Source organism: Kitasatospora sp. NPDC041917, from assembly GCF_055589745.1.
This window is the reverse complement of record NZ_JBVJBI010000017.1, coordinates 128,076-153,260: the sequence shown is the minus strand read 5'-3', so window position 1 is coordinate 153,260 and position 25,185 is coordinate 128,076. Positions and strand designations below refer to the sequence as shown.

25 protein-coding genes are annotated in these 25,185 nt (G+C 71.9%); 18 read left to right on the top strand and 7 right to left on the bottom strand.

Translation table 11 applies throughout. The features are described 5' to 3' along the window. Positions 1-89 precede the first annotated feature (89 nt). The 6 genes from ftsZ (at position 90) to ACZ6EM_RS22025 (ending at position 5,540) form a co-directional block, all read left to right on the top strand. Positions 90-1,322: a cell division protein FtsZ gene (ftsZ, locus tag ACZ6EM_RS22050; protein ID WP_359912807.1), complete on the top strand. Its 1,233-nt coding sequence runs from the start codon at positions 90-92 to the stop codon at positions 1,320-1,322. Then, a complete protein-coding gene (gene pgeF, locus ACZ6EM_RS22045; protein WP_380551098.1) occupies positions 1,319-2,050 on the top strand; it encodes a peptidoglycan editing factor PgeF in 732 nt (243 codons plus the stop codon). Before ftsZ ends, pgeF begins: the two co-directional genes overlap by 4 nt. After that, positions 2,050-2,838, top strand: coding sequence for a YggS family pyridoxal phosphate-dependent enzyme (locus ACZ6EM_RS22040; RefSeq protein ID WP_401045141.1), 789 nt, complete (start codon positions 2,050-2,052; stop codon positions 2,836-2,838). Before pgeF ends, ACZ6EM_RS22040 begins: the two co-directional genes overlap by 1 nt. 292 nt (positions 2,839-3,130) lie before the next feature. Then, positions 3,131-3,748 (top strand): cell division protein SepF, encoded by a 618-nt coding sequence (locus ACZ6EM_RS22035; protein WP_224276937.1) that lies wholly within the window; start codon positions 3,131-3,133, stop codon positions 3,746-3,748. Between the two features lie 98 nt (positions 3,749-3,846). Next, positions 3,847-4,128 carry a YggT family protein gene (locus tag ACZ6EM_RS22030; protein WP_030060143.1) on the top strand — a complete coding sequence of 94 codons (282 nt, stop codon included), beginning with the start codon at positions 3,847-3,849 and terminating at the stop codon, positions 4,126-4,128. Between the two features lie 59 nt (positions 4,129-4,187). After that, a complete protein-coding gene (locus ACZ6EM_RS22025; RefSeq protein ID WP_401045137.1) occupies positions 4,188-5,540 on the top strand; it encodes a DivIVA domain-containing protein in 1,353 nt (450 codons plus the stop codon). Positions 5,541-6,026: 486 nt separating this feature from the next. On the opposite strand, the gene ileS is transcribed toward ACZ6EM_RS22025, so the two are convergent. Next, positions 6,027-9,158, bottom strand: a complete 3,132-nt coding sequence (gene ileS / locus ACZ6EM_RS22020) for an isoleucine--tRNA ligase (RefSeq protein WP_452180024.1) — start codon at positions 9,156-9,158, stop codon at positions 6,027-6,029. A 660-nt stretch (positions 9,159-9,818) separates the two neighbouring features. Between ileS and ACZ6EM_RS22015 the strand changes: the two genes are divergently transcribed. The 4 genes from ACZ6EM_RS22015 (at position 9,819) to ACZ6EM_RS22000 (ending at position 12,557) form a co-directional block, all read left to right on the top strand. Then, positions 9,819-10,283: a TraR/DksA family transcriptional regulator gene (locus tag ACZ6EM_RS22015; protein ID WP_359908365.1), complete on the top strand. Its 465-nt coding sequence runs from the start codon at positions 9,819-9,821 to the stop codon at positions 10,281-10,283. A gap of 166 nt (positions 10,284-10,449) precedes the next feature. Then, positions 10,450-11,100, top strand: coding sequence for a signal peptidase II (gene lspA / locus ACZ6EM_RS22010; protein ID WP_452180037.1), 651 nt, complete (start codon positions 10,450-10,452; stop codon positions 11,098-11,100). A gap of 52 nt (positions 11,101-11,152) precedes the next feature. Further along, complete coding sequence (locus tag ACZ6EM_RS22005) at positions 11,153-12,091, top strand: RluA family pseudouridine synthase (protein WP_359908359.1); 939 nt, start codon at positions 11,153-11,155, stop codon at positions 12,089-12,091. A 1-nt stretch (position 12,092) separates the two neighbouring features. Then, positions 12,093-12,557, top strand: a complete 465-nt coding sequence (locus ACZ6EM_RS22000) for a GNAT family N-acetyltransferase (protein WP_401047791.1) — start codon at positions 12,093-12,095, stop codon at positions 12,555-12,557. A gap of 161 nt (positions 12,558-12,718) precedes the next feature. Here the strand turns inward: ACZ6EM_RS22000 and ACZ6EM_RS21995 are convergent, their stop codons facing one another. Continuing rightward, the gene (locus ACZ6EM_RS21995) at positions 12,719-13,738 is read right to left on the bottom strand and encodes a mechanosensitive ion channel family protein (protein ID WP_380548658.1); all 1,020 of its coding nucleotides are present in this window, start codon (positions 13,736-13,738) and stop codon (positions 12,719-12,721) included. Between the two features lie 97 nt (positions 13,739-13,835). Between ACZ6EM_RS21995 and ACZ6EM_RS21990 the strand changes: the two genes are divergently transcribed. The 3 genes from ACZ6EM_RS21990 to ACZ6EM_RS21980 all read left to right on the top strand — a co-directional run bounded on the left by ACZ6EM_RS21990 (position 13,836) and on the right by ACZ6EM_RS21980 (position 18,148). Beyond that, the gene (locus ACZ6EM_RS21990) at positions 13,836-16,607 is read left to right on the top strand and encodes an alpha/beta fold hydrolase (protein ID WP_465773054.1); all 2,772 of its coding nucleotides are present in this window, start codon (positions 13,836-13,838) and stop codon (positions 16,605-16,607) included. Then, the gene (locus tag ACZ6EM_RS21985; protein ID WP_401047787.1) at positions 16,604-17,494 is read left to right on the top strand and encodes an ABC transporter permease; all 891 of its coding nucleotides are present in this window, start codon (positions 16,604-16,606) and stop codon (positions 17,492-17,494) included. Before ACZ6EM_RS21990 ends, ACZ6EM_RS21985 begins: the two co-directional genes overlap by 4 nt. Before the next feature lie 75 nt (positions 17,495-17,569). Further along, positions 17,570-18,148: a dienelactone hydrolase family protein gene (locus ACZ6EM_RS21980; RefSeq protein ID WP_380548667.1), complete on the top strand. Its 579-nt coding sequence runs from the start codon at positions 17,570-17,572 to the stop codon at positions 18,146-18,148. Positions 18,149-18,233: 85 nt separating this feature from the next. Here the strand turns inward: ACZ6EM_RS21980 and ACZ6EM_RS21975 are convergent, their stop codons facing one another. Then, complete coding sequence (locus ACZ6EM_RS21975; RefSeq protein WP_465773053.1) at positions 18,234-19,028, bottom strand: hypothetical protein; 795 nt, start codon at positions 19,026-19,028, stop codon at positions 18,234-18,236. A gap of 132 nt (positions 19,029-19,160) precedes the next feature. Next, positions 19,161-19,940, bottom strand: a complete 780-nt coding sequence (locus ACZ6EM_RS21970) for a VOC family protein (RefSeq protein ID WP_465773052.1) — start codon at positions 19,938-19,940, stop codon at positions 19,161-19,163. A 160-nt stretch (positions 19,941-20,100) separates the two neighbouring features. On the opposite strand from ACZ6EM_RS21970, the gene ACZ6EM_RS21965 reads away from it, so the two are divergent. Next, complete coding sequence (locus ACZ6EM_RS21965; RefSeq protein WP_465773051.1) at positions 20,101-20,766, top strand: MOSC domain-containing protein; 666 nt, start codon at positions 20,101-20,103, stop codon at positions 20,764-20,766. A 99-nt stretch (positions 20,767-20,865) separates the two neighbouring features. Then, positions 20,866-21,369, top strand: a complete 504-nt coding sequence (locus ACZ6EM_RS21960; RefSeq protein ID WP_401047782.1) for a DUF3592 domain-containing protein — start codon at positions 20,866-20,868, stop codon at positions 21,367-21,369. Between the two features lie 41 nt (positions 21,370-21,410). On the opposite strand, the gene ACZ6EM_RS21955 is transcribed toward ACZ6EM_RS21960, so the two are convergent. From ACZ6EM_RS21955 to ACZ6EM_RS21945, 3 genes are all read right to left on the bottom strand, one after another. Then, on the bottom strand, positions 21,411-21,830 hold the full coding sequence (locus ACZ6EM_RS21955; RefSeq protein WP_452180029.1) for an I66 family serine proteinase inhibitor: 420 nt from the start codon (positions 21,828-21,830) through the stop codon (positions 21,411-21,413). Between the two features lie 148 nt (positions 21,831-21,978). Continuing rightward, the gene (locus ACZ6EM_RS21950; protein WP_452180030.1) at positions 21,979-22,170 is read right to left on the bottom strand and encodes a DUF397 domain-containing protein; all 192 of its coding nucleotides are present in this window, start codon (positions 22,168-22,170) and stop codon (positions 21,979-21,981) included. Position 22,171: 1 nt separating this feature from the next. After that, entirely contained in the window at positions 22,172-23,032 is an 861-nt protein-coding gene (locus tag ACZ6EM_RS21945; protein WP_452180031.1) for a helix-turn-helix domain-containing protein, read from the bottom strand. A gap of 197 nt (positions 23,033-23,229) precedes the next feature. Between ACZ6EM_RS21945 and ACZ6EM_RS21940 the strand changes: the two genes are divergently transcribed. From ACZ6EM_RS21940 to ACZ6EM_RS21930, 3 genes are all read left to right on the top strand, one after another. After that, a complete protein-coding gene (locus ACZ6EM_RS21940; RefSeq protein ID WP_465773050.1) occupies positions 23,230-23,595 on the top strand; it encodes an ATP-binding protein in 366 nt (121 codons plus the stop codon). Beyond that, positions 23,595-23,855 (top strand): hypothetical protein, encoded by a 261-nt coding sequence (locus ACZ6EM_RS21935; RefSeq protein ID WP_465773049.1) that lies wholly within the window; start codon positions 23,595-23,597, stop codon positions 23,853-23,855. The genes ACZ6EM_RS21940 and ACZ6EM_RS21935 overlap by 1 nt, the downstream gene beginning before the upstream one ends. A 155-nt stretch (positions 23,856-24,010) precedes the next feature. Then, positions 24,011-25,072: a hypothetical protein gene (locus ACZ6EM_RS21930; protein ID WP_465773048.1), complete on the top strand. Its 1,062-nt coding sequence runs from the start codon at positions 24,011-24,013 to the stop codon at positions 25,070-25,072. Positions 25,073-25,185: the final 113 nt, after the last annotated feature.

Below are 25,185 nucleotides of genomic sequence, written 5' to 3'. Positions count from 1 at the left end.
AAACCAGGCTCCCTACCCATCGACATCCGTCGGTACGGCCCCGCCCCGGGTCGGGCCGACCCGGAAATTCGAGGCGAGAGGCCTTCGACGTGGCAGCACCGCAGAACTACCTCGCAGTCATCAAGGTCGTCGGAATCGGCGGCGGTGGTGTCAACGCCATCAACCGGATGATCGAGGTCGGTCTCAAGGGCGTCGAGTTCATCGCGATCAACACCGATGCGCAGGCCCTCCTGATGAGCGACGCCGACGTCAAGCTCGATGTGGGCCGTGAACTCACCCGGGGCCTCGGCGCCGGCGCCAACCCCGAGGTCGGCCGGAAGGCCGCCGAGGACCACCGCGAGGAGATCGAGGAGGTCCTCAAGGGGGCCGACATGGTCTTCGTGACCGCCGGTGAGGGCGGTGGCACGGGCACGGGCGGCGCGCCCGTCGTCGCCAACATCGCGCGCTCCCTGGGCGCCCTGACCATCGGCGTGGTCACCCGTCCGTTCACCTTCGAGGGACGGCGCCGGGCCAACCAGGCCGAGGACGGAATCGCCTCCCTGCGCGAAGAGGTCGACACCCTCATCGTGATCCCCAACGACCGACTGCTGTCCATTTCGGACCGCCAGGTCAGCGTGCTCGACGCTTTCCGCTCGGCCGACCAGGTCCTGCTCTCCGGTGTCCAGGGCATCACCGACCTGATCACCACCCCGGGTCTGATCAACCTCGACTTCGCCGACGTCAAGTCCGTCATGTCGGAGGCCGGTTCGGCGCTCATGGGCATCGGCTCGGCCCGCGGTGAGGACCGCGCCAAGGCCGCCGCCGTGATGGCGATCTCCTCGCCGCTGCTGGAGGCCTCGATCGACGGCGCCCGCGGCGTGCTGCTGTCCATCTCGGGCGGCTCCGACCTCGGTCTGTTCGAGATCAACGAGTCGGCCCAGCTGGTCAGCGAGGCCGCCCACCCCGAGGCGAACATCATCTTCGGTGCGGTCATCGACGACGCGCTCGGCGACGAGGTCCGGGTCACCGTCATCGCGGCCGGCTTCGACGGCGGGCAGCCGCCGGCGATCGTCCGCGACCCGGTGGTCAAGTCCACCGCCCCGGAGCGCCCGGCCACCCCGCCGGCCGCCCCGGAGCGTCCGGCCGGCCGCCCGTCCTACGGGAGCATCGGCTCGGTGACGTCCCGGTCGGAGGGCGAGTCCTCGACCGCGTCGTCGAGCCGGACCGCCGAGACCTCGGCCACCACGACCGCCGCCCCGGTGCCGCCGCAGGTGCAGCCGGCCCGGCAGCCGTTCGTGGAGAGCCCGGCAGAGGAGCTCGACGTCCCGGACTTCCTTAAGTGATCGATCACTCGATCCGCGCGGGTGCTCACTTCGCCTTCACCTCCCGGTGGGGCGGGGTGAGCACTTCGCCGTACGGGGAGCTCAACCTCGGCGGCGCGGTGGGGGACGACCCGGAGGCCGTGCGGGAGAACCGGGCGCTGGCCGCCCGGCAGCTGGGTCTCGACCCGGCCGACGTGGTGTGGATGAACCAGGTGCACGGCGCCGAGGTCGCCGTGGTGACCGGGCGCCAGCCGCCCGGTCAGGCCCCGACGGTGGACGCGGTGGTCTCCGACCGGCCGCTCGCGCTGGCGGTGCTGACCGCCGACTGCACTCCGGTGCTGCTGGCCGATCCGGTGGCGGGCGTGGTGGGCGCGGCCCACGCGGGCCGGCCCGGGCTGGCGGCCGGGGTGGTGCCCGCGGCCGTCCGGGCGATGGTCGAACTGGGCGCGGAGCCCTCGCGGATCACCGCCGCCACCGGGCCCGCGGTCTGCGGCCGCTGCTACGAAGTGCCGGCGCAGCTGCGCGCCGAGGTCGCCGCGGTGGTGCCGGAGGCCTTCGCCGAGACCTCCTGGGGGACTCCGGCGCTGGACGTGCCGGAGGGAGTCGCGGCCCAGCTGGCCGCGGTGGGGGTCAAGGAGCTGGTGAGATCACCGGTCTGCACCCTTGAATCCGCCGATCACTACTCCTATCGCCGCGAGCAGCGCACCGGCCGGCTCGCGAGCTACGTCTGGTTGGGCTCTGATCACTGATGACGAACGACATCTACGGACCGTTCCCGGGAAGCCCCGAGTTCACCGCGGCGCTGACGGAGGGCCAGCGGGCCCGGTACGAGGAACTCGGCACCAACCTCGACGTGGTCGAGCGCCGGATCGCGGACGCGTGCGCGGCCGCCGGGCGCGCCCGGGAGGAGGTCACCCTGGTCGTCGTCACCAAGACCTACCCCGCCGAGGACACCGCGCTGCTGGCCGGTCTCGGGGTGACGGACGTCGCGGAGAACCGTGACCAGGACGCCGCTCCCAAGGCGGAGCAGTGCAGAAACCTTCCTCTTGACTGGCACTTCGTCGGCCAGCTGCAGACCAACAAGGTCCGTTCGGTCGTCCGCTACGCGAACCACGTGCACTCGGTGGACCGGCTCCGGCTGGTCGAGTCGCTCTCCGCGGCGGTGTTCAAGGCGGAGCGCCCGGAGCTGGGCTGCCTGGTGCAGGTGGCGCTGGACAAGGCGCACGGGGAGGGTGAGCACCGGGCGGGGGTCGCGCCGGAGGACGTCGCGCAACTGGCCGACGCGATCGCCGACACGCCCGGGCTGCGGCTGGACGGTGTGATGACCGTCGCTCCGCTGGCCGGCCCGCTGGCCGGAGACCCGGCCCGGGCCTTCGATCGGCTGGCGGAAATCGCAACCGCCGTACGGGCGGCCCATCCGGCTGCCACCATGGTCTCCGCAGGGATGAGCGGTGACCTTGAGCAGGCGATTGCCGCCGGAGCGACACATGTGCGCGTCGGAACGGCGGTACTCGGAGTGAGGTCACCCCTCAGGTAACGTCACCGGGTAAGTAGATCAGACAGCAGGACAAAATAGGACAGAATCTAGCAGCTCTTCGGAGCGCTAGCGAACCGTGGATCGCAGCTCCGCGGCCCCCACTCCACGCATCTGACCGGCCGTCGGGCTGACACGCCGTCGTGGAGGGACCGCGGAATCCGCAGGCGGGGCCGTACGGCCCGGGCCGGAGCCGGTCCGTACGGAACGAGCGAAGCGACCATCAGAAGGTGCGCGCATCGCGAAGCCGCCACCGAGCGCGAGCGAGGTGGCTATGAGCGGAGGAGACAGGAGCATGGCCGGCGCAATGCGCAAGATGGCGGTCTACCTCGGCCTCGTGGAGGACGAGACGTACGACGGCCAGGGGTACGACCCCGACGACGACTACGACGCGGACCCCGAACCGATCCGGACGGGCCAGCGGACCGAGGACATCCCCCGGCCGGCCCCGGCTCCCGCGGCCGCCGCGCCCGCCCCGGTCTCCTCGATCACCCCGCAGCCGGTGCCCGCGGCGGTGCCGATCCGCCAGGAGACTCCGAGGATGGCCCCCGTGTCGTCCATCACACCCGAACGTCGCCACAACCTGGAGAAGAGCGCACCGGTGATCATGCCCAAGGTCGTGAACGAACGAGAGCCCTACCGCATCACCACGCTGCACCCCCGGACCTACAACGAGGCCCGTACCATCGGGGAACAGTTCCGTGGCGGGACCCCCGTGATCATGAATCTGACCGAGATGGACGACACCGACGCGAAGCGCCTCGTAGACTTCGCGGCTGGACTCGTCTTCGGTCTGCACGGCAGTATCGAGCGCGTGACACAGAAGGTGTTCCTGCTGTCGCCTGCTAACGTCGATGTCACGGCGGAGGACAAGGCTCGGATCGCCGAGGGTGGGTTCTTCAACCAGAGCTGACCCGGCCACGACTTTACGTGTGGATCTGATCAACAGTGGTTGGCGACAGGTGACGAGCGGCAGGCCCGAGGGATCGGGACCGGGGAGAGGGATACGCGATGGACATCGTGTGGGCGGTGCTCTACTACGCCCTGACCGTCTTCCTGGTGTTCCTGCTCGTACGACTGGTCATGGACTGGGTCTTCCAGTTCGCGCGTTCGTGGCGGCCCGGCAAGGCCATGGTCCTGGTCCTGGAGGCCACGTACACTGTCACGGATCCGCCGCTCAAGCTTCTTCGGCGGCTCATTCCGCCGTTGCGTTTCGGGGGCGTGGCGCTCGACCTGTCCTTCTTCGTACTGATGATCATTGTGTATGTCCTGATCTCGCTTGTGCACCCCTAGTCGTAGGTGAGCGATGCGACAGGATGCCGGTGTGCCGACGATCACGTTGAGGTGAAGAGATGCCATTGACCCCCGAGGACGTTCGGAACAAGCAGTTCACGACCGTCCGCCTGCGTGAAGGCTATGACGAGGACGAGGTCGATGCCTTCCTCGACGAGGTCGAGGGGGAGCTGACCCGCCTCCTCCGGGAAAACGAGGACCTGCGCGCCAAGCTGGCCGCCGCGACTCGTGCCGCCGCGCAGAACCAGGCCAACCTGCGCAAGGAGCCGCAGCAGGACGCGCCCCGACAGGGCGGCGCTCCGGTGCCGGCCGCCATATCCGGCCCGCCGGTCCCCGGCCAGCAGGGTCCGGGTGGTCCGCAGCAGATGGGCCCCGGCGGCCCGCAGCAGATGGGCCCGGGTGGTCCCCAGCAGATGGGCCCCGGCCCGCAGCAGCAGCAGCAGATGGGCAACCAGCCCCTCGGCCTGCCCGCCGGATCCGCGCCGCAGCTTCCCGCCGGCGGTCCGCAGCAGCAGCAGCAGATGAACCAGACCATGGGCGGCCAGCAGCAGCTGGTCCAGCCGATGGGCGGTCAGATGCTGCAGCCCATGGGCGGTCCCGGTGGCCCGCAGCAGATGGGCAACCCGATGGGCCAGGGCATGGGCCAGCAGCAGATGCAGCCGATGGGTGGCCCCATGGGCGGCCCGCAGCAGATGGGCGGCCCCATGGGCGGCCCGATGCAGCAGCAGGGCCCCGGCGGCGACAGTGCCGCCCGCGTGCTGGCGCTCGCTCAGCAGACCGCCGACCAGGCGATCTCCGAGGCCCGTTCCGAGGCCAACAAGATCGTCGGCGAGGCGCGCAGCCGGGCCGAGGGCCTGGAGCGCGACGCCCGTGCGAAGGCCGACGCGCTGGAGCGGGACGCGCAGGAGAAGCACCGCGTCGCGATGGGATCGCTGGAGTCGGCGCGGGCCACGCTGGAGCGCAAGGTCGAAGACCTGCGGGCGTTCGAGCGTGAGTACCGCACGCGACTGAAGTCGTACCTGGAGACCCAGCTGCGCCAGCTGGAGTCGCAGGCCGACGACTCGCTCGCCCCGCCGCGGATCCCCGCCACCGCGTCGCTGCCGCCGGCGGCCTCGTCGATGGCCCCGGCCGGTGCCGGTGCGATGAGCAGCGGCGCGCCGAGCTTCGGCGGCAACCAGCCGTCCTTCGGAGGCAACTCGCCGTCCTTCGGCGGGAACAGCGCCTTCGGCGGCAACTCCTCGGCGCCGAGCTTCGGCGGGCAGTCGACCGGTGGCAACAGCGGTGCGCCGCAGATGCAGCCGGCCGGGATGACCCAGCCGATGGCGGCCGTCCGACCGCAGCCGCCGCAGCCGATGCAGCAGGCTCCGGCGCCGATGCGGGGCTTCCTGATCGACGAGGACGGCGACAACTGAGGTTGTAGCAGAGCCTTTTGAGGGCGCCCCCTTCTCGACCTCCGGGTCGGGGAGGGGGCGCCCTTGTTTGTGGTGGGGTGGGTGGCTTTCGGGAGGGCGGGGGCTTTCGGGAGGGTGGGGGCCGGGGGCGGCTCCGGGGGTGGGTGCTCCGGGGGCTGGATGATTTTCAGACTGCCCGCTCCGAGGGGTGGGGCGTTGAGACCGTTGGCAGTCTGAAAATCACCCGTCACGCCCCTCTCCGCACCCACCCCCTGCGCCGCCCCCTTCCGCAGCGCGTCCCTCTCGCTGGGGGGGAGGGGGCGTTCTCGGGGGGTGCTCCTCTCGCTGGGGAGGAGGGGGCGCTCTCGGGGGTGCTCCTCTCGGTGGGGAGGAGGAGGGAGAGGGGAGGGAGGCAGGTGGGTGGGCGCTGGAGATGGGGGTGGGGCGGGGGGAATGCGGAACCGCCGCCCGGCGGGGAGCCGGGCGGCGGTTCGGGGGTGGTGCGGGTCAGGCCTTGCGGAGTTGGAAGGCGAGGCCGAGGGAGTCGTCCGCGAAGGTCTCGGAGTCCCAGTCGGCGGCACCGGCGGCGAAGTCGGTGGCGAGGACCTCCTCGGCGACGAGGGGGCCGTGTTCGGCGATGGCTTCGGCGGTCTCCTCCGAGGTGGCGCGCCAGCGCAGGACGATGCGGTCGGCGACGTCCAGGCCGGAGTTCTTGCGGGCCTCCTGGATCTGGCGGATGGCGTCGCGGGCGATGCCGAGCCGCTTGAGCTCCGGGGTGATGGCCAGGTCGAGGGCGACGGTGGCGCCGGACTCGTTGGCGACGGCCCAGCCCTCGCGCGGGGTCTCGGTGATGATCACCTCGTCGGGGGAGAGGGTGATCGGTTCACCGTTCAGTTCGACGGAGGTGGTGCCCGAGGCGCGCAGTTCGGCGGCCAGGCGGGCGGCGTCGGTGGCGGCGACCGCCTTGGCGACGTCCTGGACGCCCTTGCCGAAACGCTTGCCCAGCGCGCGGAAGTTGGCCTTGGCGCTGGTGTCGACCAGCGAACCGCCGACCTCCGCCAGCGACTCCAGGGTGGAGACGTTGAGCTCCTCGGCGATCTGCGCGCGCAGGTCGGCCGGCAGCTCCTCCCAGCCCTGGGCGGCGACCAGCGCGCGCGAGAGCGGCTGACGGGTCTTCACGCCGGACTCGGCGCGGGTGGCCCGGCCCAGCTCGACCAGGCGGCGGACCAGCGCCATGTGCCGGGAGAGCTCGGTGTCGATCAGCGACTCGTCGGCCTCCGGCCAGGTGGCCAGGTGCACCGAGGCCGGGGCCTCCGGGGCGACCGGGACGACCAGGTCCTGCCAGACCCGCTCGGTGATGAACGGGGTGAGCGGGGCCATCAGGCGGGTGACCGTCTCCAGCGCCTCGTGCAGCGTGGCGAGCGCGGCGGCGTCGCCCTGCCAGAAGCGGCGGCGGCCGCGGCGGACGTACCAGTTGGACAGGTCGTCGACGAAGCCCGACAGCAGCTTGCCGGCGCGCTGGGTGTCGTACGCCTCGTAGGCCGCGTCGACCTCGCGGACCAGGGTGTTCAGCTCGGAGAGCACCCAGCGGTCCAGCTGCGGGCGGTCGGCCGGGGCCGGGTCGCTCGCCGAGGGCGCCCAGTTCGAGGTGCGGGCGTACAGGGCCTGGAAGGCGACGGTGTTCCAGTAGGTGAGGAGGGTCTTGCGGACCACCTCCTGGATGGTGCCGTGGCCGACCCGGCGGGCCGACCAGGGCGAGCCGCCGGCCGCCATGAACCAGCGGACGGCGTCGGCGCCGTGCTGGTCCATCAGCGGGATCGGCTGGAGGATGTTGCCCAGGTGCTTGGACATCTTGCGGCCGTCCTCGGCCAGGATGTGGCCCAGGCAGACGACGTTCTCGTAGCTGTTCCTGTCGAACACCAGGGTGCCGACCGCCATCAGCGTGTAGAACCAGCCGCGGGTCTGGTCGATCGCCTCGGAGATGAACTGCGCCGGGTAGCGCTTCTCGAACAGCTCCTTGTTCTGGTACGGGTAGCCGTACTGGGCGAAGGGCATCGAGCCCGAGTCGTACCAGGCGTCGATGACCTCGGGCACGCGGGTGGCGGTGCCGCCGCAGTCGCGGCAGGCGAAGGTCACCGCGTCGATGTACGGGCGGTGCGGGTCGAGGCCGCTCTGGTCGGTGCCGGTGAGCTCGGACAGCTCGGCCAGCGAGCCGACGCAGGTGAGGTGGCCCTCCTCGCAGCGCCAGATCGGCAGCGGGGTGCCCCAGTAGCGGTTGCGGCTGAGTGCCCAGTCGATGTTGTTGTTCAGCCAGTCGCCGAAACGGCCGTGCTTGACCGTGTCCGGGAACCAGTTGGTGGCCTCGTTCTCGCGGATCATCGCGTCCTTGACGGCGGTGGTCCGGATGTACCAGGACGGCTGCGCGTAGTAGAGCAGCGCGGTGTGGCAGCGCCAGCAGTGCGGGTAGCTGTGCTCGTACGGCAGGTGACGGAAGAGCAGGCCGCGCTCCTTGAGGTCCGCGACCAGGGCCTCGTCGGCCTTCTTGAAGAACTGGCCGCCGACCAGCGGGACCTCGGGGGCGAAGGTGCCGTCGCCGAGCACCGGGTTGACCACCGGCAGGCCGTACTTGCGGCAGGTCGCGAGGTCGTCCGCGCCGAAGGCGGGGGACTGGTGGACGATGCCGGTGCCGTCCTCGGTGGTGACGTAGTCGGCGTTGAGGACGTAGTGGGCGTTCTCGATCTCGACCAGGTCGAAGGGGCGGCGGTAGGCCCAGCGCTCCATCTCGGCGCCGGTGAAGGACTCGCCGGTGGTCTCCCAGCCCTCGCCGAGCGCCTTGGCGACCAGCGGCTCGGCGACGACCAACTGCTCCTCGCCGTCGGTGGCCACCACGTAGGTGACCTCCGGGTGGACGGCGGCGGCGGTGTTGGAGACCAGGGTCCACGGGGTGGTGGTCCACACCAGCAGGGCGGCCCGACCGGCCAGCGGGCCGCTGGTGAGCGGGAAGCGGACGAAGACCGAGGGGTCGACCACGGTCTCGTAGCCCTGGGCCAGCTCGTGGTCCGACAGGCCGGTGCCGCAGCGCGGGCACCAGGGGGCGACCCGGTGGTCCTGGACCAGCAGGCCCTTGTCGAAGATCTGCTGGAGCGACCACCAGACGGACTGGACGTACGACGGGTCCATCGTCCGGTAGGCCTCGTCGAGGTCGACCCAGTAGCCCATGCGGGTGGTCAGCTCGGCGAAGGCGTCGGTGTGGCGGGTCACCGAGTCGCGGCACTTGGCGTTGAACTCGGCGATGCCGTACGCCTCGATGTCCTGCTTGCCGGAGAAGCCCAGCTCCTTCTCGACGGCGAGCTCGACCGGCAGGCCGTGGCAGTCCCAGCCGGCCTTGCGGGCGACGTGGTAGCCCTTCATGGTCCGGAAGCGCGGGAAGACGTCCTTGAAGACGCGGGCCTCGATGTGGTGGGCGCCGGGCATGCCGTTGGCGGTGGGCGGGCCCTCGTAGAACACCCACTCGGGGCGGCCCTCGGACTGCTCCAGGCTGCGCTGGAAGATCTTGTTGTCCTGCCAGAAGGACAGGATCTGGTGCTCCAGGGCAGGCAGATCCACCTGCGCGGGGACGGGGTTGTAGGAGCTGGCCATCGCGGCGTCTACCTCCGGTGGATGCGGGACTGGATCCTCCGGAGGGACGAGACGGCCCGGCCGTCCCGCGGTACCACCCTCCTTGGCCGCGGTGCTGCGTTCGCGGCCCTCTTGTTTGGGCTTGCTGCCGGGTCTAGTGGGCCACCGCGGCATCGCGGCGGCCGTTCTTCCGGCGGCTCCGGGGTGATCTTCCCGTCGTGCACACCCCCGGGCTCGCACCGTCCCCGGGTCGCTGGTGGCTGCGTACGTCGGTACTCGTCCCATCTGCGCCTTGCCCCGCCAGTGTATCGGCCGGGCGCGGCGGTTTGTCCAAACCGTTTCCCGGTGGGCGGTCCGGAGCACTCCGGGGGCGCTCCGGGAGCGTTCCGGGGGCGTTCGCCGAGGGAGGTTAGCCGGAGTCGATCTGGGCACAAATCTCTGAGCGCACGGGGCGTGACGGTTGGGACGGCTGCCTGGGTGGGAACGTTATGAGGCGTCGGTATGTCATGTTGTGACCGGTTTTGATCGGGATTATCGTTCCGGCACTGGAAGCCGCCGGGAACCGGCGGCTCGATTCGTTCGTAGATGGGGTCGAAAGCCATGGCTGAGAAGGGAACCGGCGCGGGCACCGCCACCAAGCGGGCACGCAAGGCCGTGGCGGTCGACCCAGGGGAGGGGCCCGTGACCACTACCGCACCGAAGAGCAGCACCGACACCGTCACCGCGCCGCGCGGCGCCGAGTCGGTGGACCCGGCCACGCTGCCGGTCCGGCCCGGCGAGGACCCGTGGACCGCCGAGGAGGTCCACGAGCTGCACGACGAGCTGATCAGCGACCTGGACCGGCTCCGGACCGAGATCGGCGCCGCCGAGGCGGCCATCTCCGGCCTGATGCGCGACTCCAACGACGGAGCCGGCGACGACCAGGTGGACGCCGGTACGAAGAACATCTCGCGGGAGAGCGAGCTGGCGCTGGCCAACAACGCGCGGGACAGCCTGGCCCAGACCGAGCGCGCGCTGGATCGGCTGGAGGGCGTCGGCTTCGGCACCTGCGAGTCCTGCGGGCAGGCCATCGGCAAGGCCCGGATGCAGGCCTTCCCCAGGGCGACGCTCTGCGTGCAGTGCAAGGCCAAGCAGGAACGCCGCTGAACCGGGCGACCGGAGCGACGCGCGGGGTCGGGCTTGCCGTACGCTCGACCCCGTAACGTCGCCCGAGTAACGTCGCCTGACGCGTTCGTGAACGCGGGCAGGCTGTCACCGGCCCACCACCCTCCCCCTCCTGCGGACCGGGGGAGCTCCATCGGCAGCGGAGCGGATCATCAGCACGCAAGGTTCCCCCCAGACCCGGGACGACGCCGTCCCGTCCCCCGCCGATGCCGTGGAGGTGCCCGTGGCGGAGCCGACCGGGGCGTCCGTGGACGACGCGGGGACCGAGAACCCCAAGGGCCGGCGCCGGGTCGGGGTGCTGCTGGTCGTGGCGGTGCTCGCCTTCCTGATCGACCTGGGCAGCAAGCTGCTGGTGGTCGCCCGGCTGGAGAACCACGCGGCGATCAAGGTGATCGGGGACGTGGTCACCTTCCAGGTGATCCGTAACTCGGGCGCGGCCTTCGGGATGGGGCAGGCGCTGACCGTCGTCTTCACGATGATCGCCTCCGCCGTCATCGTGGTGATCTGGCGGATCGCGCGCCGCCTGTACAGCCTGCCCTGGGCGATCGCGCTCGGGCTGCTGCTCGGCGGGGCGCTCGGCAACCTCACCGACCGGCTGTTCCGCGCGCCCGGCGTCTTCCGCGGGCATGTGGTGGACTTCATCTCCGTCCAGCACTTCGCGGTCTTCAACCTCGCGGACTCGGCGATCGTCTGCGGCGGAATCCTGGTGGTGCTGCTCTCCTTCCGGGGCAGCAACCCGGACGGGACGCTCCACCAGCAGGCCGACAAGGCGGAGAAGACGGAGCAGGCCGAGAAGTAGCCCCGGCCACCGGCGGGCGGGGGAGGGCCGCGTTTCCGGCATACTCGTACGGGTGAGTACCGCAGCGCAGATCCGCAGCCTCCCCGTTCCCGACGGCCTGGAGGGCGAGCGCCTCGACGCCGCCCTGGCCCGGATGTTCGGCTTCTCCCGGACCAAGGCCGCCGAGCTGGCCGCCGACGGCAAGGTGACGCTCGACGGCGCCGCGGCCGGCAAGTCGGACCGGGTGACCGCCGGCTCCTGGCTGGAGGTCGAGATCCCGGCCCCGGCCGCGCCCGTGCGGATCGTCGCCGAGGCGGTCGAGGGCATGCGCATCGTCCACGACGACGAGGACATCGTGCTGGTCGACAAGCCGGTCGGCGTCGCCGCGCACCCCAGCCCGGGCTGGACCGGCCCCACCGTGATCGGCGGGCTGGCCGCGGCCGGGTACCGGATCTCCACCTCGGGCGCCGCCGAGCGCCAGGGCATCGTGCACCGGCTGGACGTCGGCACCTCCGGGCTGATGGTGGTCGCCAAGTCCGAGCGCGCCTACACCGACCTCAAGCGGCAGTTCCACGACCGGATCACCGAGAAGCGCTACCACACCCTGGTGCAGGGCCACCCGGACCCGATGAGCGGGACGGTGGACGCGCCGATCGGCCGGCACCCCAGCTCGGACTGGAAGTGGGCCGTCACCCGGGACGGCAAGCCGTCCGTCACCCACTACGACCTGATCGAGGCGTACCGGGCCGCGTCGCTGCTGGCGATCAAGCTGGAGACCGGGCGCACCCACCAGATCCGCGTCCACATGTCCGCGCTGCGGCACCCCTGCGTGGGCGACCTGACGTACGGCGCCGACCCGACGCTGGCCAAGCGGCTGGGCCTGACCCGGCAGTGGCTGCACGCGGTGTCGCTCGGCTTCGAGCACCCGGCGGACGGGCAGTGGGTCGAGTTCTCCAGCGAGTACCCGGAGGACCTCAGGAAGTCGCTGGACATCATCGCGGCGGAGAGCTGAGGTGGCAGCTGCCACCGTCCGGATCGCCGAGGGGGAGGCGGACCTGGAGCTCGTGCGGGCCGTCCGGCGCGAGGTCTTCGTCGTCGAGCAGAACGTGCCGGAGGAGCTGGAGTACGACGAGTACGACGCGACCTCGGTGCACCTGCTGGCCCTCGGGGTCGACGGGGCCGCGCTGGGGACGGCGCGGCTGATCTTCGGGGAGCAGGCGCGCGAGCTCACCGGCGGTGTCGAGGGGCGCGTGCTGCTCGGGCGGCTCGCGGTCGTCGCGGCGGCCCGGGGGACGGGCCTCGGGGCGGTGCTCGTACGGGCGGTCGAGGCCGCGGGGGCCGAGCGCGGCGCCGTGGAGGTCGAGCTGCACGCGCAGGTGCGGGCGCTCGGGTTCTACGAGCGGCTGGGGTACGTGGCCGAGGGGCCCGTGTACGACTCCGCGGGCATTCCGCACCGGACGATGACGCGGATGCTGTAGCTGTAGGCGTTCCGGGCGAACGCCGCCGCACCTCCGGGGGCGGGTTCCCGCTGGTCGCCCTTCGCTTCGCGCGGTTCCCCGTGCCCCGGCCGGGGTGCGGGGAACTCTTGCTTTCGGGGCGGGGCGGGGGTGGCTGCTTCCGGCGCGGTCGCGGGCGCGGCTCAGCCTTCGGTGGTGCGCAGGCGGGGGAGGGCGTGGGGGTGCTCGTCGCGCAGGTGGGCGATGAGCTGTTCGCGGATGTCGAAGCGGAGCCGGGCGGCGTCGTCCGGGGTGCGGGCCGTCATGGTGGCGCGGACGACGATGGTGCTGGGCGTGGTGTCGGTGACGTGCAGGGCCCACTCGTCGCCGTCCCACAGCGGGTGCCGGTCCAGGCGGGCGCGCAGGACGGCGCGCAGCTCTTCCATCGGGGTGGTGTGGTCGAGGTGGAGCAGCACGGCGGCGAGCAGGCCGGGGTCGCGGCGGGTCCAGTTCTCGAAGGGCTTGTTGACGAAGTACGAGACCGGGACGACCAGCCGGCGGTAGTCCCAGAGCCGGACCACCAGGTAGGTGAGGGTGATTTCCTCGACGGTGCCCTGCTGGCCGTCCACCACCACGGTGTCGCCGATCCGGACGGTGTCGCTGAAGGCGATCTGGAGGCCGGCGAAGAAGTTGCCCAGGGTGCTCTGGGCGGCGATGCCTGCCACGATGCCGATGACGCCCGCCGAGGCGAGCAGGCTGGCGCCGACGGTGCGCATGGCGGAGAAGGTCAGCAGCATCACGGCCACCGTGACCACGACGATCAGCGCGCCGGCCACCCGGCGGAGCATGCCGATCTGGGTGCGCACCCGCTGGACCCGGGCCGGGTCGTCGACGCGGGTCTCGTAGCGGCTGAGCAGCGCCTCCAGGAGGGCGGCCACCACGCGGACGGTGAGCCAGCCCAGCGAGGCGAGCAGGAACAGCAGGAGCAGGTGCTGGGCGCCGGCGTCGCCCTTCAGGTGGAAGATCCGCTGGAGCGGTCTGGCCGCGAGCAGCAGGGCCGACACGACGGAGAGCTGGAGCGGGATCCGGCAGCGGCGCAGCAGCGGCCAGACCGGTGCCGAGGGGTTGCGGGCGGCGATCCGCTGGAGGGCCTGGTCGACGATCCAGCCGATCGCCAGGGTGGCGGCGACGGTGGCGAGCAGCGAGATCAGCGGCCAGGGCATGCGCCGTACGATACTCGGGCACGGTGGGGCGAACCGGGCGAAAGGGTGTGGCGGCTTTATCGGACACCTACCCGGACGGCGGATACGATCAGCGCCCATGGAGTTCGGTGGGGCATGGCGTCGCTGGCGCGCCCGGGGAACAACGGTTGGACGCAGGCTGCTGGCCGGGGCGGTGGCCCTGGTGGCGGTGGCCGCGGCCGGCACCGCGACGGTGGCGTCCGGCGGTGAGCGGGCGGTCCACCAGGAGGACCGTTTCCTCAGCATGCCGGAGACGCCCGGCAGCACCCAGCAGGTCCAGCTGGACACCTCCTTCTTCACCACCGGCGGCGGTCCGCGCCCGGCGGTGCTCCTGGCGCACGGCTTCGGCGGTTCCAAGGAGGGCGAGCGCGAGCGCGCCGAGCAGCTGGCCCGGCAGGGGTACGCGGTACTGACCTGGTCGGCGCGCGGCTTCGGCCACTCGGGCGGCAGGATCGGGCTGAACGCGCCGGACCGCGAGGTCGAGGACGTCAAGCACCTGGTGGACTGGCTGGCCCAGCGGCCCGAGGTGCAGCTGGACGCCGCCGGCGACCCGAAGGTCGGCATCACCGGCGCCTCGTACGGCGGCGCGGTCTCGCTGCTGGCCTCCGCCTACGACCACCGGATCGACGCCGTCGCCACCCGGATCACCTGGTGGAACCTGGCCGACGCGCTGTTCCCGCAGGGCGTCCAGGGCTCGGGCGCGGCGGACGGCGTGTTCAAGAAGCTGTGGGCCGGGATCTTCTTCACCACCGGCTCGGCCGGGGACCTCGGGCCCTCCGGGGAGGTGCCGCGGGAGGGCGGCGGGCCGGAGCCGACGGCGGACGGGCCGGTCGGCTGCGGGCGGTTCCTGGACTCGCTCTGCCAGATGTACGACCGGGTCGCCACCGCCGGGCACGCCGATCCGGAGGCCGTCGCGCTGCTGGAGCGCTCCAGCCCGTCCTCGGTGGCGGCGCAGCTCAAGGCGCCCACGCTGGTGGTGCAGGGGCAGCAGGACTCGCTGTTCCCGCTGGACCAGGGCGACCGCATCGCCAAGGCGGTGGCCGCCAACGGCGCGCCGGTCGCGGTGGACTGGTTCGCCGGCGGCCACGACGGCGGGACGGACACCAGCGCGCGGGTCGACGACCGGGTGACGGCCTGGTTCGACCACTACCTGAAGGGGGACGGCAACGACACCGGCGCCGCCTTCCGGGTGACCCGCACCGGCGGGGTCGACTCGACCGGCTTCCAGGCCGTGCTGCGCGGAGCCACCGCCGACCGGTACCCGGGGCTGGGCGGAACCGGCTCGCGCACCGTCGAGCTGACGGGCGGCGAGCAGACCCTCGCCAACCCTCCCGGCGGCGCGCCGCCCGGGATCTCGACCCTGCCGGGCGTCGGCGCGCTCAGCCAGGCGGCCTCGTTGGGCGCCGGGCTCTCACTGGACTTCCCCGGGCAGAACGCCGCCTTCGACTCGGCGCCGCTGGACTCGCCGCTGCACCTGACCGGGCAGCCCACCGTGCCGGTGCGGGTGACGGCGGACCGGCCGGACGCGGTCCTGTTCGCGAAGCTGTACGACGTCGGGCCGGACGGCAAGGCGGTGCTGCCGCAGCAACTCGCCGCCCCGCTGCGGGTCACCGGCGCGGACGCCGGGCAGACCGTCACGGTCGCGCTGCCGACCGTGGACCACACCTTCCCCGCCGGGCACCGGGTGCGACTGGTGCTGGCCGCCACCGACCTCGCCTACGCCTCGCCGGTCGAGCCGGCCACCTACCGGGTGGCACCGGCCGGGGCGCTCACCGCGCCGACCGTCGCCGAGCTGGTCACCGAGGCGGCTCCGCTGCCCTCGCGCACCTGGCTGCTGCCGGTGATCGCCGCCCTGGTGGCCGCGGCCCTGGTGCTGGCGCCGCGGCTGCGCCGCCGCCGGGCCGCCGGGCCCGCCTTCGACCCGGAGCTGGCCGCGGTGCCGCTGCGGATCAGCGGGCTGAGCAAGCGCTACAAGGGCGCCCAGGACCGCTACGCCGTACGGGAGCTGGGCTTCCGGGTGGAGCAGGGACAGGTGCTCGGCCTGCTCGGGCCGAACGGTGCCGGCAAGACCACCACCTTGCGGATGCTGATGGGACTCATCCGGCCGGACGCCGGGGAGATCCGGATCTTCGGTCACCTGGTGCGGCCCGGCGCGCCCGTGCTCTCGCGGGTCGGGGCGTTCGTGGAGGGCGCGGGCTTCCTGCCGCACCTCACCGGGCGGGCCAACCTGCGGCTGTACTGGCAGGCGACCGGACGGCCGGAGGCCGACGCCCGCTTCGACGAGGCGCTGGCCATCGCCGGGCTCGGCGAGGCGCTGGACCGCGCGGTGCGGACGTACTCGCAGGGCATGCGGCAGCGGCTGGCGATCGCGCAGGCGATGCTCGGGATGCCGGACCTGCTGATCCTGGACGAGCCGACCAACGGGCTGGACCCGCCGCAGATCCGTGAGATGCGCGAGGTGATGATCCGGTACGCGGCCGGCGGGCGGACCGTGATCGTGTCGAGCCACCTGCTGTCCGAGGTCGAGCAGAGCTGTACGGACCTGGTGGTGATGGACCGCGGGCAGCTGGTCACGGCCGGCCCGGTCGGGGACATCGTGGGCGCCGGCGAGCTGCTGATGATCGGCATCGCCGGCCCGTACGACCCGGTGCCGGTGGTCGAGAAGGTCGCCGCGCTCGCCGGGGTCGGCTCGGTGGAGGCCGTCGACGGCGGCCTCCTGGTGCGCCTGGACGGACTGGCGGCCAGCGCTCTGCTGGCCGAACTGGTGCGGCTGGAGGTACCGGTGGAGAGCGCCGGGCCGCAGCGCCGCCTGGAGGACGCGTTCCTGTCGTTGATCGGAGGTGGAGCGTGAGTGCCGTGACGAAGGACCACACGGAGCCGGAGGGCCACGTCGGGTCGAGGGACCACGCCGAGGGGTACCGGGCGAGCCGGACGCTGCCGCTGCGGGTGGAGGCGATGCGGCAGCTGCGCCGGCGCCGCACGATGGTGATCGGCGGGGTACTGGCCGCCATGCCGTTCGTCCTCCTGGCCGCATTCCAGATCGGCGGCACCCCGGGCCGTCCGGGCCGGACCAGTTTCATCGAGCTGGCCACCGCCTCGGGGGCCAACTTCGCGGTCACCATGCTGTTCGTCGGCACCGGCTTCATGCTGGTCATCCCCGTCGCGCTGTTCTGCGGGGACACCGTCGCCTCCGAGGCCAGCTGGTCCTCGCTGCGCTACCTGCTGGCCGCGCCGGTGCCCCGGGCCCGGCTGCTGGCCCGCAAGTTCGCCGTCGGCCTGGCGTTCTCGGCGGTGGCGGTGGTGATGCTGCCCGCGATCGGGCTGGTCGTCGGCACGGCCGCGTACGGCTGGGGGGACCTCGAACTGCCCGCCGGGGTCAGCCTGCCGGCCGGGCAGGCGCTGCCCCGGATCGCCATCGCGGTGGCCTTCGTCCTCCTGAGCGAGACCGTGATCGCGGCGCTCGCCTTCTGGCTCTCCACCGCGACGGACGCGCCCCTGGGCGCCGTCGGCGGCGCGGTGTTCGCCTCGATCATCACCGGGGTGCTGGACGCCGTCACCGCGCTGGGCGACCTGCGGGAGTGGCTGCCGGCGCACTGGCAGTACTCCTGGGCGGACGCCCTGCAGCCGCAGCTGGAATGGGGCGGCATGGTGCAGGGCGTCTCGCTGTCGCTCTCGTACGCGGCGGTGCTGCTGGCGCTGGCGTTCCGGGGGTTCGCGCGCAAGGACGTGGTGTCGTAGGCGTGCGGTGGGGCACCGGCGGGGCATGCGGGATCATGGGTGGGTAGCTGACCCCGCTGGTGAAGGACCCGAACCGTGGCCCAGATCGTCCTCTTCCACTCCGCCTACGGGCTGCGCCCCGCCGTGCGCGCCGCCGCCGAGCGGCTGCGCGCCGCCGGGCACACCGTGCACACGCCGGACCTGTTCGACGGGCGGACCTTCGAGTCCGTCGAGGAGGCGCAGGAGTTCCAGGAGGAGCTCGGCGGCCGTGACGAGCTGCTGCGGCGGGCGGTGACCGCGGCCGCGCCGGTGTCCGAGGGCGGGCTGGTGTACGCCGGCTTCTCGCTCGGCGGCGCGGTGGCGCAGAACCTCGCACTGGCCGACGAGAAGGCCCGCGGGCTGCTGCTCCTGCACGGCACCTCGGACCTGCGGGAGGACGCGGCCACCGAGATCCCGGTGCAGCTGCACATCGCGGAGCCGGACCCGTTCGAGCCGGAGGACTGGCTGAACGCCTGGTACCTGCGGATGCGGCGGGCCGGGGCCGAGGTGGAGGTGCACCGCTACCGGGGCGCCGGGCACCTGTTCACCGACCCGGAGCTGCCGGACTACGACGAGGAGGCGGCCGAGCGGGCCTGGGCGGCGTCGCTGGACTTCCTCGCGGAGCTGGACGGCTGACGGCCCGGGGCCGGGTGGCGCGGTGCCGGGCCCCGCGTGGGAAGTCGGCCCGGCCGACCTCCCACGCGGCCACGGCCCGGGTCCGTCAGCGGCGGCGGTGCAGGCGGCCGTGGACGAAGAGGGCGAGCAGGATGACGGCGCCGAGGCCGCAGGCCGCCACACCGGCGGCGAGCGCCTCGATCGTGCCGTCGTCGAGGCCTCGGACGAACTCGTGGTCGACCATGCCGGAGGCCTCCACGGTGACCTTCTCGTAGTCCGGGTGGCCGGTGATGTAGCGGACCATGGCGACGATGCCGCCGACGCAGGCCACGAAGCCCAGGAACAGCCAGCCGCCGGCCCGGCGGGTCCACCCGTCGGGGTCGACCATGCGGGCGTGCCGGCAGTGGTCGATCACCGCGTTGCCGAGGGTGGAGGCGCCGGCCGCCAGACCGTCCACGCGGACGCGGCCGCCGCCGGCCGTACCGAGGACGCAACGGTAGTCGCCGCCGAACCGGTGGGCGAGGGCCCCCACCGCGCCGCCGCCGGGGCGGGTGGTGATCGTGGTGATCTGCGACCAGGCCCAACTTCCCTTGATTCCCCGGGCATTGCCGTGGATCAGGCCGTTCTCGCGGACTTCGAAGTACTCCCCCGTGCCGCCGCGCAGGGCCCGTACGGCCTGGGTGGTGCCGATCCAGAGTCCACTGAGGCCGAGGCCGATGAGCACGCCCAGCGCCCGGCCGCCGGACTCGCCGCTGCTGAGGAGGATCCACAGGCCCAGCCAGGAGAGGAGCCCGCCGATCGGCAGGGCCCAGGCGGCGTTGATCCACCGGGTGCGGTTGGCGACCGGGTGGCGGCTGACGCGGGCGCCGAGGGCGTCGGGGGTGAGGGCGGTGTCGGTCACGGCGGCCAGTCAAGCAGGGTGAACGGTCCACCTCAAGAGTGATGGAGTGTAGAAGAATTGACGGTAGCTCGGAATCGTTCCGCCCGTCCGGAGCCCACTGGGCGGGGCTCCGGGCGGGCGGAGGAAGCCGGCCTACATCGGCTGGGGCTTGATCATGGCGAAGGGGGCGCCCTGCGGGTCGGCGACCACGGTCATCCGGCCGGCCACCATGTCGAAGGGCGGGGCGAGGACGGTGCCCCCCGCCCTGACCAGGGCATCCACGGTGAAGTCGACGTCGTCGACCGAGAAGTAGCTCAGCCAGTGCGCCGGGGTGCCGGGCGGGTCGTTGGCGAGCAGGGTGGCGCCGCCCACCGCGCGGCCGCCGACCCGCAGCTCCCAGTACGAGTCCGCGCCGTCCATCGGCTCGATCTCGATGCCGAAGGCCTCGCCGTAGAAGGCGGTGGCGGCCGGGATGTCACTGGTGTGGAGCTCGTTCCAGGTCAGCGCGCCGGCCTCGTTGACAACCTGGACGCCGAAGAAGTCGCCCGGCTGCCAGACGCCGAACACCGCGCCCTGCGGGTCGGCGGCGATCAGCATCCGGCCCAGGGAACCGACGTCCACGACCGGGACGAGCAGGGTGCCGCCGGCGGCGACGATCGCGTCCTGGGTGGCCTGGGCGTCGGTGGAGGCCAGGTAACCGGTCCAGACGGTCGGCGGCTCCGGCATCCCTTCGGGGGCCGCCGTCGAGCCGATGCCGGCCACGGCCTTTCCGTTGAGCTCGCAGACGGCGTAGCCGCCGAACTCCTTGGCGCCGACCTGGCCCTGCCAGCCGAGGAGGTCGCGGTAGAAGTCCAGTGCGGCCTGCTGGTCCTTGGCCATCAGATCGACCCAGCACGGGGTGCCGGTCGCGTACGGGGTGGTGACCTCGGGCATGCTCGCCCTTTCTGGTGAGGGGTCTCTGCCGGTCACCATCTCCTCGCGCACGGTGGTCCGCCACTCGACACACCGCCGCGGCCGTCGGACCGGGCGGGGGCCGGGGCGGAGAGATCCCCGATGGCCGTACAGGTGCGCCCGTTCGGCGTACGGTCGACGCATGGACGCACAGGCGCGACTGCTCTCCGTCAACGTCGGCAGGCCCCGGCCGAACCCGTGGAAGAAGGACCTCGGGCTCACCGGCATCGACAAGCGCCCGGTGGACGGCCCGGTCGCGGTGGCCGCGCCGGGCCCCCGGGGGACGGGCGCGGTCGCCCTGGCCGGGGACCGGGTGTACGACCTGAAGCACCACGGCGGCGACGACCAGGCGGTCTACGCCTACGCCCGGGAGGACCTGGACGGCTGGCAGACCGAGCTGGGCCGGGAACTGGCCGACGGCTCCTTCGGCGAGAACCTGACCACCACCGGCCTGGACGTGAACGGCGCGCTGATCGGGGAGCGCTGGCGGATCGGCCCGGACGTCGTCCTGGAGGTGTCCTGCGCGCGCATCCCCTGCGGCACCTTCCAGGGCTGGCTGGCGAGGGAGGGCTGGATCCGGCGCTTCACCGAGGCGGCCCTGCCGGGCGCCTACCTGCGGGTGGTCGTACCGGGCGAGCTGCACGCCGGGGACGCGGTGGAGGTGGTGCACCGCCCGGACCACGACGTCACGGTGGCCCGGTCGTTCCGCGCGGTGACGACCGAACCGGAGCTGCTGCCAAGCCTGTTGGCGGTGGAGGCGTTCCCGGAGGAGATCAAGGAGCTGGTGCGCCGCCGGGTCCGGGCGTAGGGCCTGTCTTCAGGCTCGTGTCTGCGGGGCACCGCCGGTGTCGGCGGGTGCGGCTGGCGTGAGCGCACGTGGGCAGCTGGGCTGACACCTGGGGGATCGATGGAGAACGCGCCGGACCACGGCCGGACCGTACGGAACGGTTCGCTCGCGATGATCGGCCTGGGGGTCCTGCTGTTCGTCCTCAGCCTGGTCTATCTGATACCGCACGACATGGGGGTGACGTCGGCCCTGCGCAGTCGCGGCGTTCACGTCCCGGCGGTCGTCACCGAGTGCGTGGAGGTGAGCGGGCCGCAGGACAACCCGGCGGGCAACTCCGAGTGCCGGGTGCGGTTCACGACGTCCGAGGGGGCGTCCGTCGAGACCCGACTCGCCTACGTCACCGGCACCGTCAAGGCCCGTGACACCGTGACGGTGGTGTACGACCCCCGGCACACCGACACCGTCGCCCTCGCTTCGAGTATCGGCTTCTGGGACTCACTGGTCCGCAACGCGCTCGACGTGGTCGCGCTGGTCGCGTCGGTGGTCATGGTCCTGCTGGGCCTCGCGGTCCATCTCGCGTACCGATGGCTCACCCGGGCGCGCAGCCGGCCGGGGGCGACGTGACGGACCCTGCCCGGGGAGAGGGAGGGGGGCGGAGGCCGGGGTCAGCGGCCGATGCGGGCGAAGGTGAAGGCGGTGGAGCCTTCGAGGACGGGGATGACCTCGATCCTGCTCTGCCGGCCGGGTTCGAGGACGGTCCACGAGGAGCCCTGGGGGGACTTGATCCGGTAGGTGTCCGGGACGCCGTCGACGGGGATCAGCTCCCACTCCGGGGCGTCGCCCTGGTCGAGGAGGAGGGAGACCAGCGGGCCGGCGGGCTTGAGGTCTTCTACGGCGGTCGGGGCGCCCTTGGCGTAGAGGCGGTAGTGATTGTTGGGGTAGGCCTCGACGACCCAGACAGCGTCCTGGTCGTCGGTGTGGGCGAACACGGCTTTGGGGGAAAGGTCCAGGGCTTCGTGACGGGCTCGGCCGATCCTGGCGTCGCCGTTGTGGATGGTGTAGAGGCCGGACTCCAGCTGGGCCATGGCTGTCATTCCTTCGCGATGCGGGCGAGCTGCAGGTCAGTTGTATGTGCTCGGAGGGAGCCGGGGGAGGGGCCTCGGTGTGCCGTCACCTGAACGAGCGACGCCCCCTCGCCCGGGGCGGGCGAGGGGGCGTAGGGGGCGCGAACTATCAGCCTTGGTGGTCGAATTCGCCGGCTTTGGTGGCCTGGAGGAGGGCGGCGAAGGCGGTGGGGGTGGTGCGGAGGATGAGGTGGCCTTCGTCGGACTCACGGAGTTCGACCGCCCCGTTGGCTGTACGGACTTCCACGCACAACTCGCCGGAGCTACTGAAGGACGACTTCTGCCATTGATTCTGAGACATCTCAGCCTTTCAAGTTCTTGAGCGTCTGCCGGATTAGCTCCTGGGAGTCCTCATCACTGAGGGCGGCCTGCGCGATGTGGTCGAAGACCTGGCGATAGGACGCGAGCTCAGTCGGGTCATCGAGGTAGATCGGGCCGCGCGACAACTCCACCTCTAACGTGTCAAGCTCGGGGACCTCCCCGAACGAGTAGACGAGGTTCTCGAGCGGGCCTGGGTAAGTGTGAGCGGTGAAAGGAACGACGCGGATGCTCACATCCTCTCTGAGGGAGTCATCTATCAGGGAGTGAAGCTGCTTCCGCAGCACATCGGTGCCCCCGAAGCGTGTGACCAGGCTGGACTCGTGGAGATAGGCCTCATGGGTCTTTCTCGGGTGTTGAAGAATTTTCCTCCTGCGCTCCAAGCGAAACTCGGTGCGCAGGTTGATTTCATCAGCGGAGAGGGCGGGGATCCGCCGACTGAACACTCCTCGTGCGTAGTCCTCTGTCTGCAAGGGGCCCGGGATGATGGCCGACGTCCACGACCGAATGACGCCTGCAGCAAAGTCTTCGTGTTCGGCGGTTTTGAGCAGAGCGTCAGGAAGGTGATCGCGATACTGATCCCACCAGGACTTTCTGCGTGAAGTGATGAGGCCGCAAAGGGCTTTGATGAGTGGCAGGTTCTCGCACTTGCAGGCTTCGGCGATGCTCTGGATTCGGTCAGCGCTGGCACTGGTCTTTCCGTTCTCCATCTGCGTGACCTGGGGAGCGCTTACTCCGAGCATGTGGGCAAGTTGGTTGCCGCCGAGGCCGGCTTGCTCGCGCATCCTCCGCAGCTCGGCGCCGAGGCGGCGCTGACGGAATGTTGGGTTCTGGCGACCAGGCATGGAGTCCTCTCAGATCATGTGGGCCCAGTGTGCCGCGCCGCCAGTCGATGGGGCCATCTGTCCCCCTTGAGAGGGAACTTTGACGTATCGACCTAATCTTAGGTCGATACGCGCTATGGTCGATCTCACATCGATCCGATGGGTCGTCAGCTCTGGCTCCTGTCAAGCCATTTCTTTCGCATCCCGGGAGAACCCCCATGCGTCTCATCAACACCCCCACCATCGCCGTCGCGCGGCAGACCCTCCGCAACACCATGACCCGCGTCGGCTGGTCCGCCTCTCCGATCTTCGACGCGCAGCTCGCGCTCTGCGAGCTCCTCGTCAACGCGTGGCGGCACACCGACACCCCTGTGCCGCTGGTCGAGATCATCTCCGAGGGTGACTCCCTCCGGGTCTCCGTCACGGACGAGAGCCCGGTGCTGCCCTCCAGCCCGCCGCTGTCCCTGCTCGCCGAGTCCGGCCGGGGCCTCCAGCTGGTTGCCGCCCTCAGCCACTGCTGGGGCGTCGACCCGCACGAGCGGGCCAAGTCCGTCTGGTTCGAGCTGCGGAAGGACGCCGTCTGATGGTCTACCGCCCCGGCCGTCACCCGATGCTGCCGACCGACCCCCGGATCCGCTACTACGCCGAGGGTCACGTCCGCGCCCTTCTGGACGAAGTCGTGGAGCGGGGGCGCGAGTTCGGCCTCATCTTCCCCTCGATCGAGACCGACCGGACCATGGACGGCCGCGTCCTCGTCCGCTTCAACACGGCTCCGGCCTCGACCCTCCCCAACCTCCTCACCCTGCTCCTCGACGCCGAGCGCAGGACCTCGTGCGATACCTGATCGGGACGGCCTTCGCCGTCCTCCTCGCCCTCGCGATCTCCACGGTCGCCCTGGGCGTCGTCACCGCCCTCCGCGCGGCCCCGCCGCCCGACGAGGACGCCTGACCCGCCGGCCCCCGCCGCCCACGCGCCGGGGGCTCCGGCACGATGGACCCCATGCACAGCGACCACTACGCGCCGCCGACCACCCTCCTCGGCCTCCTCCAGCGCGGCCGGGGGCAGGGCGTACTGGTAGCCGCCGCGGACCGCTCCTCGGTCGCCGACCTGGTCTACGGATGTATCCGCTGGGACTGGCGCTGGGACTCGCAGGTGGATGACCGACACCTGTACCTCGCCCGCTTGATCCGGGACCTGAAACTCCCGCTCGGACCCGTGGTCGAGATGGCGACGGCCCAGGACGAGGACACCCGTAACCGGGCCACCAGCGTGCTGGAACTGCTGGTGCTCGCCGGCTCGGCGGACGCCCGGGCGGCGCTGCCGGACTTCGTTCCGGAGGAGGACGAGTCGCCCGTGTGCCGCCCGGTGCGGCGGCCGGATCCGTACCCGGAGCGGGACAGTGCGAGCCTGCTGGCCCTGCTGCGCGATCCGGCGGCGCCCGAGGGAGCCAGGATCTCCGCTCTCGTGGCCCTCTCGCTCCGCCCGCCCGAGCCCGAGCTGATCCTGCTGGTTCCCGGCCTCGGCGCCTCCGACGGAACCCGACCGCTGCCGCTGCTGGGCAAGGCCGTCGAGCGGCTGGCCGAGCAGGCCGTGCCGGCGGCCCGGGAGTGGGCGGCTTCGGAGCAGGCGTGGCTGGCCGAGATCGGCTACGCGGTGCTGGCCGCTCACGGTGGCGAGGGTGACGTGTCGACCTTGATCGCCGAACTGGAGCGGCGGTGGGTGGACCGGTCCTGGTGCGGCCCGGACGATCTCGCGCGTGGTCTCGCCCGCTTCGGGCCGGAGGCTGCCGGTGCCGTCTCCCTGCTGCGCCGCTTCTGGCTCGCGACCCCGCACTCGTACGAGCGCCCCGCCTACCTGGAGGCGCTGGCGGCGATGGGAGCCGCCGGCCTGGCCGGGGCGTACACCGAGTCGCTGTGGGACTGCGAGGCGCGAGCCCGTCTGCTGGGCGTCGAGCGGGCCCCCGACCGGCCCGACGTCCGGGACCGCCTCGCCCGTCTGCGGGACGATCCGATGGAGGAGCCGGAGGTCCGTGAGGCCGCCGGGGCGCGACTCGCCGGGTGACCTGCGCGCGCCTTCGGCCGGGCAGTGAAGATGTTCGAGGGGGCTAAAGTAGACGCGTGAACGCGTGAGTGGTGGTCCGGGCCCCGAGAGGTGCTCCGGGCCACATCCATTTC

What these genes read in the sequence shown, in the direction of transcription:
- ACZ6EM_RS22040 (WP_401045141.1), top strand. Translation starts at nt 2,050, where the DNA reads ATGACGAACGACATCTACGGACCGTTCCCGGGAAGCCCCGAGTTCACC.
- ACZ6EM_RS22035 (WP_224276937.1), top strand. Translation starts at nt 3,131, where the DNA reads ATGGCCGGCGCAATGCGCAAGATGGCGGTCTACCTCGGCCTCGTGGAG.
- ACZ6EM_RS22030 (WP_030060143.1), top strand. Translation starts at nt 3,847, where the DNA reads ATGGACATCGTGTGGGCGGTGCTCTACTACGCCCTGACCGTCTTCCTG.
- ACZ6EM_RS22025 (WP_401045137.1), top strand. Translation starts at nt 4,188, where the DNA reads ATGCCATTGACCCCCGAGGACGTTCGGAACAAGCAGTTCACGACCGTC.
- ileS (WP_452180024.1), bottom strand. Translation starts at nt 9,158, where the DNA reads ATGGCCAGCTCCTACAACCCCGTCCCCGCGCAGGTGGATCTGCCTGCC.
- ACZ6EM_RS21995 (WP_380548658.1), bottom strand. Translation starts at nt 13,738, where the DNA reads ATGCCCTGGCCGCTGATCTCGCTGCTCGCCACCGTCGCCGCCACCCTG.
- ACZ6EM_RS21990 (WP_465773054.1), top strand. Translation starts at nt 13,836, where the DNA reads ATGGAGTTCGGTGGGGCATGGCGTCGCTGGCGCGCCCGGGGAACAACG.
- ACZ6EM_RS21970 (WP_465773052.1), bottom strand. Translation starts at nt 19,940, where the DNA reads ATGCCCGAGGTCACCACCCCGTACGCGACCGGCACCCCGTGCTGGGTC.
- ACZ6EM_RS21965 (WP_465773051.1), top strand. Translation starts at nt 20,101, where the DNA reads ATGGACGCACAGGCGCGACTGCTCTCCGTCAACGTCGGCAGGCCCCGG.
- ACZ6EM_RS21960 (WP_401047782.1), top strand. Translation starts at nt 20,866, where the DNA reads ATGGAGAACGCGCCGGACCACGGCCGGACCGTACGGAACGGTTCGCTC.
- ACZ6EM_RS21955 (WP_452180029.1), bottom strand. Translation starts at nt 21,830, where the DNA reads ATGGCCCAGCTGGAGTCCGGCCTCTACACCATCCACAACGGCGACGCC.
- ACZ6EM_RS21950 (WP_452180030.1), bottom strand. Translation starts at nt 22,170, where the DNA reads ATGTCTCAGAATCAATGGCAGAAGTCGTCCTTCAGTAGCTCCGGCGAG.
- ACZ6EM_RS21945 (WP_452180031.1), bottom strand. Translation starts at nt 23,032, where the DNA reads ATGCCTGGTCGCCAGAACCCAACATTCCGTCAGCGCCGCCTCGGCGCC.
- ACZ6EM_RS21940 (WP_465773050.1), top strand. Translation starts at nt 23,230, where the DNA reads ATGCGTCTCATCAACACCCCCACCATCGCCGTCGCGCGGCAGACCCTC.
- ACZ6EM_RS21935 (WP_465773049.1), top strand. Translation starts at nt 23,595, where the DNA reads ATGGTCTACCGCCCCGGCCGTCACCCGATGCTGCCGACCGACCCCCGG.
- ACZ6EM_RS21930 (WP_465773048.1), top strand. Translation starts at nt 24,011, where the DNA reads ATGCACAGCGACCACTACGCGCCGCCGACCACCCTCCTCGGCCTCCTC.